Consider the following 10,970-nt stretch of genomic DNA (forward strand, 5'->3'; position numbering starts at 1 on the left):
GGGCGGCAGGCGCCAGGCGAACAGCAGCAGCAGCACGCCCGCAAGCCCGATCACGGCGGCGATGAGGGTGGGGAGGATATGGTCTTTGGTCATGATGCGGTCTCGGGGAGGATGGTGCGGCGCGCCGCGATCTGCGCCATCAGCCAGTCCCGGAACAGGTGCAGGCAAAGGGCGCAGGCGGCGAAGACCGCAAGCAGGAAGGTAAGGAAATAGGCGTCGTTATAGGCCAGTACATAGGCCTGGTTTGAGGCTTCGGTGGCGATCTGCACCAGCGCCTGCGCCCGCAGCTGCGCGGAATCGCCGATCTGCGGCGCGAGGCGCAGCACCTGGCGCGCGAGCTCCGCCGTATAGGGCGCATGCGTCGCCAGGAGCTCCTCCTGCAGCGTATGGTAGTGGAAGGCCTGGCGCATGTTGATCAGCGTGGTGAAGGCGCCGGAGCCGAGGATGCCGCCGATGCTCTGCGTGGAGATATAGACGATAATGAACGACAGGATGTATTGCGGCCCCTTGCGGAAGGCCTGCAGCAGCCCCGCCATCATCGCGGGCGGCATGAACAGCATCCCCGCGAAGGCGATCATCGCCTGGCTGAGATACATCTGTTCGGGGCGGGTCTCGATCGTGGCGTGGCAGTCCATCCAGGTACCGGCCGCGATCAGCAACAGCGCCACGAGGTGGAACTGCGGCTCGCGCCCGGGCCGGATCCAGCCGATGCAGGCGATGCCGCCCGCCAGCGTCGCGAGGCAGATGAGCGCGAACAGGGGCGCCATCTGCCCGGGCGAAAGCCCGAGCGCCAAGAACATGCGTGGCGCGCCGGTGCTCTGCTCCGACAGGATGATGCGGAAGATCAGAAGCGTCGCCGAAAGGTGCAGCATCGCGGGCGAGACCAGCCAGCGGATATCGATGAGCGGCTCCGCGCGGCGCAGCTCGATGACGACCGCGAGTGTGAGCGAGGCCACCGCCGCCGCGAGGAGCGCGCCGATCCAGCTGACCTCCTGCCACCAGTAGATCGGCCCCATCACCGCCCCGGTGATCAGCCCGCCGAAGCCGAAGGCTATGAGCGCGAAGCTGAGCAGATCCAGCGGCCGGATCACCTTCATATGCGGCACCGGGCCCAGCGGCAGCAGGAACACCTGCGCAAGCGACACCATCGCCAGCCCGAGCGCCATCAGATGCAGCCGCACGAGCCCGCCATCGCCGATCAGCGCGGGCGAGACCACCCGCGCGAGCGAGGGCCCCATGGTCAGGAACGCAAGCGCCACCGGCAGCCCGAGCCGCATCCGCCACTGCGGGTTCAGCGGCTCCAGGATATACATGAAGGCCAGCGTGGAAAGCGCCGCAGAGGCCCCGCCCGAGAGCAGCTCCACCACCACCGCCGAGCGCAGATCGTCGATCCAGAGGGCTGCGAAATCCACCAGCACATAGCACACGATCGCCACTTCGGCGAAGCGGCGCAGGCCGAACTGGGTGCGGATCTTGATCAGCATCAGCGGCATCGCCGCCCGCGGCAGCACGAAGGCCACGAGCAGCCAGCTGGCCTGGGCCGTCGTCACGCCCAGATCGCCCGCAAGCTGGGCGACATTGGCCGAAACCAGCCCCTGCCCCAGCCCCGCGCCAAGCCCGATCAGCACCGATGCCGCCATATAGGCCAGCGCCCGCGGCACCGGCATGTTGAACACGCCCTCGGGAATGCTGTCCGTCGCACTCATGGCCGGGACAGCTTCTCGCAATTGTCGGCGATGCGCTCCAGCACCCGGCGCACCACGGCCTGCTCTCCCGGCGAAACGCCCTCCATCAGCTCCGCCCGCACATTCTCGATGAAGCGCGTGGTGCGCGCGGCGCGTGCCCGCGGCGTCAGGAACAGCGCGCGCTTGCGTGCATCCGTGCCGACCGGGCGCCGCTCGATGAAGCCGTCGCGCTCCAGCGCCTCCAGCTGTCGCTTCAGCGTCGGCGGCTCGATCTCGAGCGCGCCCGCAAGCTCCGCCTGGGTCGCGCCCTCCATCCGCGCCAGCGTGGTGACCACCCGCGCCCGCGCGAGCGTCAGCCCCACCGCCCGGGCCGAACTGTCATACTGGCTGCGGATCTCGCGCATCACGCGCAGAAGCGCTTCGAGCAGAAGGCTGTCTTCGCCCATGGCCCCACCATTAGTAAGCATGCACACTAATTAGCCTGCTAATATAAATCCGCAAGCCCCCTTTTCACCCCGCACACGCGGACGTGAGGCCGCTTTCGGGTTTGTCAGCACGCAGATGTACGCTTAATGTCGACACAGACTCGCAGCCGCGGGGCATGCGCACGGCGCCACAGACCTCCGCTAAGGCCGGGGATACTGGGGCGGCCGGGCGTCGCTTCCGTTGGCAGCGCCTGTCCTAAAAACCAACATAGCAAGGGGGTTAGACGATGTTCCTTTTCCGCAAGCAGATGATGATGCTGACCGCGAGCGCCTGCATCGCCGCCGTGGCGAGCGGCCTGCCCGCGGCCGCCGCGACGCCGGCCGATACGCTGGTCGAGGCGCTCGCCATCGACGACATCATCACGCTGGACCCGGGCGAAGCCTTCGAGCTGAGCACCGCCGAGATCACCGCGAACTCCTACAGCCTGCTGGTGCGCCTCGATGCGAACGACACTTCGAAGATCCAGCCCGACCTGGCCGAAAGCTGGACCATTTCTGAGGACGGGCTGACCTATACGTTCAAGCTCAAGCCCGGGCTGACCTTCGCCTCCGGCAACCCGATCACCGCCGAAGACGTGGCCTTCAGCTTCGAGCGCGCGGTGAAGCTCGACAAGAACCCCGCCTTCCTGCTGAACCAGTTCGGCCTGACCGGCGCCAATGTGGCCGAGAAGGCGCGCGCGGTGGATGCCACCACCTTCGCGCTGACCGTGGACCAGCCCTATGCGCCGAGCTTCGTGCTGAACGTTCTGACCTCGACCGTGGGCTCGGTCGTGGACAAGAAGGTGGTGATGGAGCATGCCAAGGCCGTCACCCCCACCGACGAATACAAATACGACACCGATTTCGGCAACGAATTCCTGAAGACGGGCTACGCGGGCTCCGGCCCCTTCGTGACCAAGGTCTGGAAGGCCAACGAGGCGGTCGTGCTGGAGCGCAACGACAAGTATTTCGGCGAGAAGCCGAAGCTCGCGCGGGTGATCTACCGCCATATGAAGGAAAGCTCGGGCCAGCGGCTGGCGCTGGAGGCGGGCGATATCGATGTGGCGCGCAACCTCGATCCGGGCGATGTGGAGGCGGTGCAGAAGAACGGCGCGCTGAAGACCGTATCGGCCGCGAAGGGCACCGTGTATTACATCAGCCTCAACCAGAAGAACCCCAACCTTGCCAAGCCCGAGGTGGTCGAGGCGATGAAATACCTGCTCGACTATGACGCCGTGGGCAGCACGCTGATCAAGGGCATCGGCGAGATCCACCAGACCTTCCTGCCCAAGGGCCAGCTCGGCGCCCTGGAGGATAAGCCCTACGAGCTCGACGTGGCGAAGGCCAAGGAGCTGCTGGCGAAGGCCGGGCTGAAGGACGGCTTTACCGTGACCATGGATGTGCGCAACACCCAGCCCGTCACCGGCATTGCCGAAGCCTTCCAGCAGAGCGCCGCGAAGGCCGGGATCAAGGTGGAGATCATCCCCGGGGACGGCAAGCAGACCCTGACCAAATACCGCGCCCGCAATCACGACATTTATATCGGGCAGTGGGGCTCGGATTACTGGGACCCGAATTCGAACGCGGAGACCTTCTCGGCGAACCCGGACAATTCGGACGAGGGCAAATCCAAGACGCTCGCCTGGCGCAACGCCTGGGACGTGCCCGCGCTGACCGCCGAGACCAAGGCCGCGCTGCTGGAGAAGGACGCCGCCAAGCGCGCCGAGATCTACGAGGACCTGCAGAAGAAGGTTCTGGCGACCGGGCCCTATGTCATGGTCTATCAGCAGGTCGAGGTTGCGGGCTATTCGGACAAGCTCTCGGGCTACAAGTTGGGCCCAACCTTCGATTCGAACCTCCTCGCCCCCGTCTCGAAGAACTGAGATGGCGGCACACTCCGGCTCCGGGCGCGCGCGCGCCCGGATGACGAAGCGGCTGGGGGGCGTTCTGCGCTTCGCGGTCGTGCTCGTCTCCACCTTCCTTGGCCTGATGGCCGTCACCTTCTTCATCGGCCGCGTCGTGCCGGTGGACCCGGTTCTGGCCGTGCTGGGAGACCGGGCCCCCGCCTCCGCCTATGCGCGGGTGCGGGCGGAAATGGGGCTCGATCTGCCGCTGTGGCAGCAGTTCTGGATGTATCTGAAACAGGTCCTCTCCGGCGATCTGGGCACATCGGTGCTCACCACCCATCCGGTGGCCGAAGACATTGCCCGCGTGTTCCCGGCGACGCTCGAGCTCGCCACCTTCGGCACCATCGTCGGCACCCTGATCGGCGTTCCGCTGGGCGTGCTGGCGGCAGTGAAGCGCGGCTCCCTCTCCGATCAGCTGGTGCGGCTGGTGGGGCTTGCGGGCTATTCGATCCCGATCTTCTGGCTCGCGCTCCTCGGGCTTTTGCTGTTCTACGCGAAGCTGCGGTGGGTGGCCTTTCCGGGCCGGATCGACATCGTCTATGAATACAGCTTCACCCCGATCACCGGGCTGTTCCTGCTCGATGCCATCTTGCAGCGGCAATGGGACGTGGCCTGGGACGTATTCCGCCACATCGTGCTGCCGGGCTGCCTGCTCGGCTATTTCTCCATGGCCTATATCAGCCGGATGACGCGCTCGTTCATGCTCAATGAACTCGGGCAGGAATATATCATCGCCGCCCGCGCCAAGGGCCTGTCGGAGCGGCGGATCATCTGGGCGCATGCGCTGCGCAATGCGGCGGTGCCCCTCGTTACGGTGATTGCGCTGTCCTATGCCGGGCTGCTCGAAGGCTCGGTGCTGACCGAGACCGTGTTCTCCTGGCCGGGCCTTGGCAGCTACATCACCAATTCCCTGCAGAACGCCGACATGAACGCCGTGCTGGGCGGCACGCTGGTCATCGGGGCGGTGTTCATTGCGCTCAACCTGCTGTCCGACCTGCTGTACCGGACGCTCGATCCGAGGACGCGCGACAAATGACGATCACCCGGGAATGGCTCCTGAGCGACCAGCCCGCCTCGCGCCGGCAGGCGCGGCTCGGGCGGGCCTATATGGTCTGGCTCAGCTTCGCGGCGAACCGGCTCGCGCTGGTGGGCCTTGCGATCATTCTGGCCCTCGTGGTGCTGGCGGCGCTCGCGGGCCTGCTTGCGCCCTATTCGCCCTATGATGGCGATCTGGCCGGGGCGCGGCTCCTGCCGCCCGGCACGGCGGGGCATCTGCTCGGCACGGATGACCAGGGCCGCGATATCCTCTCGCGTCTGCTCCATGGCGCGCGCCTCACGCTGATGGTGGTGGCGCTGGTCGCGGTGATCGCGGCGCCGCTCGGTCTCATCGTGGGCACGGTCTCGGGCTATGCCGGCGGCTGGGTCGATGCGGTGCTGATGCGGATCACCGATATCTTCCTCGCCTTCCCGAAGCTGGTACTGGCGCTGGCCTTCGTGGCAGCCCTCGGCCCCGGCATCGAGAATGCCGTGCTCGCCATCGCGCTCACCTCCTGGCCGCCCTATGCGCGCATGGCCCGGGCCGAGACGCTGGGCGTGCGCAATTCGGATTATATCGCGGCGGTGCGGCTGATGGGCGCCTCGCCCTGGCGGATCGTGGCGCGCCATGTGATGCCGATGTGCCTGCCCTCGCTGATCGTGCGCGTCACGCTGGATATGGCGGGGATCATCCTCACCGCGGCGGGCCTCGGCTTCCTTGGCCTCGGCGCGCAGCCGCCGATGCCGGAATGGGGCGCGATGATCGCCTCCGGGCGCCGCTTCATCCTCGATCAGTGGTGGGTCGCCACCATGCCCGGCATCGCGATCTTCGTCGTTTCGCTGGGCTTCAACCTGCTGGGCGACGGGCTGCGCGATGCGCTGGACCCGCGGGAGGCCGGCCGATGACACTCCTGAGCGTAGAGAACCTGAAGGTCCATTATCCCACCCGCACCGGCCTCGTGGAGGCGGTGCGCGGCGTGTCCTTCACGCTCGGGCGCGAGCGGCTGGGCATCGTGGGCGAAAGCGGCTCGGGCAAATCGCAGACCGGCCGGGCGATCATGGGCCTGACCCCACCCAATGCGCTTGTCACGGCGGACCGGCTGGAATTCTCCGGCATAGACCTGCTGCGCGCCCCCGATCGCGCCCGGCGCGCGCTGCGCGGCAACCGCATCGCCATGGTGCTGCAGGATCCGAAATACTCGCTGGATCCGGTGATGACGATCGGGCGGCAGATCACCGAAACCCTGCGCACGCATACCCGCATCGGCCGCACAGAGGCGCGGCGCCGGGCGCTGGAGATGCTGGAGGCGGTGCAGATCCGCGATCCGGAGCGGGTCTATGGCCTGTATCCGCACGAGGTCTCGGGCGGCATGGGCCAGCGGGTGATGATCGCGATGATGCTGATCGCGGGGCCGGAACTGCTGATCGCTGACGAGCCCACCTCCGCGCTCGATGTGACGGTGCAGCTCGAGGTGCTGAAGATCCTCGATGCGCTCGTCACCGACCGCGGCATGGGCCTGATCTTCATCAGCCACGACCTGCGCCTGGTCAGCAGCTTCTGCGACCGGGTTCTGGTGATGTATGCCGGGCGCGTGGTGGAGGAAATCCGCGCGGCCGACCTCGCGCAGGCGCAGCACCCCTATACCCGGGGCCTGCTCGACTGCGTCCCGAAACTCGGCGAGGACCGGCACCCCCTGCCCGTTCTCGACCGCAAGCCGGAGTGGGCGAAATGATCCTCACCGCCACGAACCTGCGGGTGGAATTCGACGGCTTCCGCGCGCTCGACGATGTCGGCATTGCCGTCGGGCGGGGCCAGTCCTTCGGGCTGGTGGGCGAATCGGGCTCGGGCAAATCCACGCTCCTGCGCGCCATCGCCGGGCTGGTGCCGGTGCGCGCGGGCGCGATGACCGTGGAGGGCGAGACCCTGCGCGGCGCGCGCCGCTCCCGCGCCTTCTACCGCAAGGTGCAGATGGTGTTTCAGGACCCCTACGCCTCGCTGCATCCGCGCCAGACGGTGGACCGTGCGCTGGTCGAGCCGCTGGCCGTGCATGGCATCGCCGATGCCGATGCCCGGATCCGCCGCGCGCTGGAGGAGGTGGGCCTCGGCGCCTCCTTCCGCTACCGCTACCCGCATCAGATGTCGGGCGGGCAGCGCCAGCGCATCGCCATTGCCCGCGCGCTGATCCTCGAGCCCGAGATCCTGCTCCTCGATGAGCCGACCTCCGCGCTCGATGCCTCGGTGCAGGCCGAGGTACTGAACCTGCTCGAACAGGTCCGGCGCGACCGCGGCCTGACCTTCGTGATGGTCAGCCACGATCTCGGCGTCGTGACCCATATGTGCGAGCGGATCGCGGTAATGCAATCGGGTCGCATCGTCGAGGAGCTGGAGGCCGCGACGCTCGCCCGCGGCACGCCCGCCGAAGACTACACCCGCCGCCTGCTCACCGCGAGCCGGGGCTTCGCGCGCGGCGCCTGAGCCGGTGCGGCGCCTGCCCTGCAGGCGCCGCAAATCAGGGCAATCCGCCGCATAATCCGGCGCAGCCCGCGGGCGCATCCCCAGATACCTCACAAAATATTGACTCGTTGATCAATTCCAGCCGAGCCTCAGCCGGTAACGACAGCGCTGGATGGTCCTGATGACGAAGCCCCGCATGGCCTCGCCCTTCCTCATGCCGGGCGATGCCCCCGGCCCGGTGAGCGGCCGATGCCCGAAGCCCTGAAAACCTATGTCCGCTTCATCGACGGGCTGAACGCCCGGATCGGGCGCGCCGCGATGTACCTGCTCTATGCGATCATGGGCATCATGATCTTCTCCTCGGTGACGAAGATCCTCCATGTCCCCGCGATCTGGACGCTGGAAATGGCGCAGTTCACGCTGGTGGCCTATTACATGCTGGGCGCGCCCTGGTCTCTGCAGACAGATGCGAATGTGCGCATGGACCTCGTCTATGCCCGCTTCAGCCGGCGCGAGCAGGCGCGGATGGATATCTTCACCTTCTTCTGCCTGATGTTCTACCTCGGCGTGATGCTCTGGGGCGCCTTCGATTCCACCGTCTATTCCTTCGAAACGGGCGAGCGGAATCCTTCGGCCTGGCGCCCCGTTCTGTGGCCGCTGAAGGTGGTCATCACCCTGTCTTTCGCACTCATGCTGCTGCAAGCCATCTCGCTCATGATCCGCGACATCGCCACCCTGCGCGGAGAGACCATCTGATGGATTACAATCTCATCGCGCTGCTGATGTTCTCCACGCTGATGCTGATGATGATCACCGGCCAGCGGGTGTTTGGCGCCATCGGCGTGGTGGCCGTGGTGTTCGCGCTGCTGCTCTGGGGCCAGGGCGGCACCAACATGGGCTTCTCGGCGGTGATGAAGGTGATGAAATGGACGCCGATCCTGACCCTGCCGATGTTCGTGTTCATGGGATACATCATGTCGGAGAGCCGTATCGCGGATGATCTCTACCGCATGTTCCACGTCTGGTTCGGGCCGCTGCCGGGGGGGCTCGCGATCGGGACCGTGCTGCTGATGGTGATGATCTCGGTGATGAACGGGCTCTCGGTCGCGGGCATGGCCATCGGCGCGACCATCGCCCTGCCCGAGCTCATGCGGCGCGGTTATGACAAGCTGATGATCTCGGGGGTGATCCAGGCCGGATCGAGCCTCGGCATCCTGATCCCGCCTTCGGTGGTGCTGGTGCTATTCGCGCTGATCGCGCGGCAGCCGGTCTCCAATCTGTGGCTCGCGGGTGTGGGGCCGGGGCTGCTGATGGCGGTGCTGTTCATCGCCTATATCGTGCTGCGCACCTGGATGAACCCCGCCCTCGCCCCGCGGATGACGGCCGAGGAGCGTGCCCAGATCACCCGCGCCGAGAAGATCCGCCTGCTGCGCGCGGGCCTGCTGCCGGTGTTCATCTTCGTCGCGATGATGTTGCCCTTCCTGAACGGCTGGGCGAGCCTCACCGAAAGCTCCGTCATCGGCGTGCTGGCCACCCTGCTCGTCGCGGCGGTGAAGGGGCGCCTGAGCCGCGAGATCCTGGAGACCTCCACCCGGCAGACGCTGTTCATCACCGTGATGTTCATGATGATCATCACCGCCGCCCTGTCTTATGGCGCGGTGTTCGATGGCCTGGGCGCGGGCCGCGCGATCCAGCAGTTCTTCGTCTCGGACATGGGGCTCTCGCCCTGGCAGGTGCTGGTGCTGATGCAGGCGAGCTTCCTGATCATGGGCATGTTCCTCGACGATACCGCGATGCTGGTGATCGTGGCGCCGGTCTTCGTCAGCCTCGCGAAGGCGCTCGGCTTCGATCTGGTCTGGTATGGCGTTCTCTATACCATCACCTGCCAGATCGCCTATCTGACACCGCCCTTCGGCTACAACCTGTTCCTGATGAAGGCGATGGCGCCGCCCGAATTCACCTTGCCGGTGATCTACCGCTCAGTGTTCCCCTTCGTGCTGGTGATGCTGCTGACGCTGATTTTGGTGATGGTCTTCCCGCAGATCGCGCTGTGGCTGCCGCAGCACGTTCTTGGGCGATAACGATATAACAAGAGGGAGTTTTGGGATGACGACGAGACGGAAGTTCCTGACCACGGGCGCGCTCGGGGCGGCGGCGGCGGGCCTGGCCACGCCGGGGCTCGCGCAATCGGCGCCGATCAAGTGGCGGCTGCAGACCTATGCCGGGGCCGCGCTGGCCGAGGAGGTGGTGAAGCCCGCGGTGGCGGCGATCAACGCCATCGCCAATGGCCAGCTGGAAATCGAGCTCTATACCGCCGATCAGCTGGTCCCCACGGCCGAGCTGTTCCGCGCGATGCAGACCGGCACGATCGACGCCGTCCAATCCGACGACGATTCCATGGCCAGCCCGACCGAAGTCACCGTTTTCGGCGGCTATTTCCCGCTGGCGCTGCGCTATTCGCTGGACGTGCCCGCGCTGTTCAATTCCTGGGGCCTGAAGGAGATCTGGGAGGAGGAATATGCCAAGGTCGGGATCAAACACATCTCCGCCGGCTCCTGGGATCCGTGCCATTTCAACATGAAGGAGCCGGTGAATTCGCTGGCGGATCTGAACGGCAAGCGGGTGTTCACCTTCCCGACCGCGGGGCGGTTCCTGGCGCAGTTCGGGGTGATCCCGGTTTCCGTGCCGTGGGAGGATGTGGAAGTGGCGTTGCAGACGGGCGAGCTCGACGGGCTGGCCTGGTCCGGCATCACCGAGGATTACACCTCGGGCTGGTCCAAGGTCGCGCCCTATTTCCTGACGAACAACATCTCGGGCGCCTGGATCGGGCATTTCTTCGCCAATATGGACCGCTGGAACGCCCTGCCGCCGCATCTGCAGCAGCTGGTGCAGACGGCCTTCGACCAGTCGCATTATCACCGGCAGTGGTGGTACTGGGCCGGGGAGGCGAAGCTGCGCGTCGAGGGCAAGGACATGACCCTGACCACGCTTCCCGACGCGGATTACAAGAAGATCGAGGATGCCGCGAAGATCTTCTGGGACGAGGTCGCGGCGGAAAGTCCGACCAAGGCCAAGGTGGTGGAGATCATCAAGAAATACAACGAGACCATGGAGAAGGCGGGCAAGCCCTACCGCTGACCCCGCGCGGCCACGCCGGTCCCCGGCGTGGCCCGGCGGCCTGCACCGCGCGCCCAAGCCGGAGGGGGCACGCGCGGCGGCTCCGCATCCGCTAAAGGAGCCCAAACTGGCCAATTTCGGAGATACCGAGCGTATTACGCCGTCTGGCCGACTCTTTTGCGCAATTCGGCTGCTAGGCGAGGTTCCCCTATCCCCGGACAGACTTATTCCACGACTTCAGTGACAGGTATGCCGAGCGTGGTGTAGCCATTCATGACGGCTATGCGGATCTGGAGCTCAGCGACCT

Annotated in this window: 10 protein-coding genes; 8 read left to right on the plus strand and 2 right to left on the minus strand. The window is 66.2% G+C overall.

From position 1 onward, the window contains the following. Nucleotides 1-89: 89 nt before the first annotated feature. Together ACOMG5_RS16925 and ACOMG5_RS16930 are read right to left on the minus strand one after the other, a co-directional pair. Nucleotides 90-1,706, minus strand: a complete 1,617-nt coding sequence (locus ACOMG5_RS16925) for an MFS transporter (RefSeq protein ID WP_420344962.1) — start codon at nt 1,704-1,706, stop codon at nt 90-92. Further along, nucleotides 1,703-2,131, minus strand: a complete 429-nt coding sequence (locus tag ACOMG5_RS16930; RefSeq protein ID WP_420344963.1) for a MarR family winged helix-turn-helix transcriptional regulator — start codon at nt 2,129-2,131, stop codon at nt 1,703-1,705. The genes ACOMG5_RS16925 and ACOMG5_RS16930 overlap by 4 nt, the downstream gene beginning before the upstream one ends. A gap of 266 nt (nt 2,132-2,397) precedes the next feature. Between ACOMG5_RS16930 and ACOMG5_RS16935 the strand changes: the two genes are divergently transcribed. From ACOMG5_RS16935 to ACOMG5_RS16970, 8 genes are all read left to right on the plus strand, one after another. Further along, nucleotides 2,398-4,032, plus strand: coding sequence for an ABC transporter substrate-binding protein (locus ACOMG5_RS16935; protein ID WP_420344964.1), 1,635 nt, complete (start codon nt 2,398-2,400; stop codon nt 4,030-4,032). A 40-nt stretch (nt 4,033-4,072) separates the two neighbouring features. Beyond that, entirely contained in the window at nt 4,073-5,092 is a 1,020-nt protein-coding gene (locus ACOMG5_RS16940; RefSeq protein ID WP_420344971.1) for an ABC transporter permease, read from the plus strand. Further along, nucleotides 5,089-5,997: an ABC transporter permease gene (locus ACOMG5_RS16945; RefSeq protein WP_420344965.1), complete on the plus strand. Its 909-nt coding sequence runs from the start codon at nt 5,089-5,091 to the stop codon at nt 5,995-5,997. The genes ACOMG5_RS16940 and ACOMG5_RS16945 overlap by 4 nt, the downstream gene beginning before the upstream one ends. After that, nucleotides 5,994-6,824 (plus strand): ABC transporter ATP-binding protein, encoded by an 831-nt coding sequence (locus ACOMG5_RS16950; RefSeq protein WP_420344966.1) that lies wholly within the window; start codon nt 5,994-5,996, stop codon nt 6,822-6,824. Before ACOMG5_RS16945 ends, ACOMG5_RS16950 begins: the two co-directional genes overlap by 4 nt. Beyond that, on the plus strand, nt 6,821-7,567 hold the full coding sequence (locus tag ACOMG5_RS16955) for an ABC transporter ATP-binding protein (protein ID WP_420344967.1): 747 nt from the start codon (nt 6,821-6,823) through the stop codon (nt 7,565-7,567). Before ACOMG5_RS16950 ends, ACOMG5_RS16955 begins: the two co-directional genes overlap by 4 nt. A 228-nt stretch (nt 7,568-7,795) precedes the next feature. Next, nucleotides 7,796-8,302, plus strand: a complete 507-nt coding sequence (locus tag ACOMG5_RS16960) for a TRAP transporter small permease subunit (protein ID WP_420344968.1) — start codon at nt 7,796-7,798, stop codon at nt 8,300-8,302. Then, the gene (locus tag ACOMG5_RS16965; RefSeq protein WP_420344969.1) at nt 8,302-9,627 is read left to right on the plus strand and encodes a TRAP transporter large permease; all 1,326 of its coding nucleotides are present in this window, start codon (nt 8,302-8,304) and stop codon (nt 9,625-9,627) included. The genes ACOMG5_RS16960 and ACOMG5_RS16965 overlap by 1 nt, the downstream gene beginning before the upstream one ends. 25 nt (nt 9,628-9,652) lie before the next feature. Next, entirely contained in the window at nt 9,653-10,684 is a 1,032-nt protein-coding gene (locus ACOMG5_RS16970) for a TRAP transporter substrate-binding protein (RefSeq protein ID WP_420344970.1), read from the plus strand. Nucleotides 10,685-10,970: the final 286 nt, after the last annotated feature.

Source organism: Paenirhodobacter sp., assembly GCF_041916475.1.
Lineage (GTDB): Bacteria > Pseudomonadota > Alphaproteobacteria > Rhodobacterales > Rhodobacteraceae > Rhodobacter.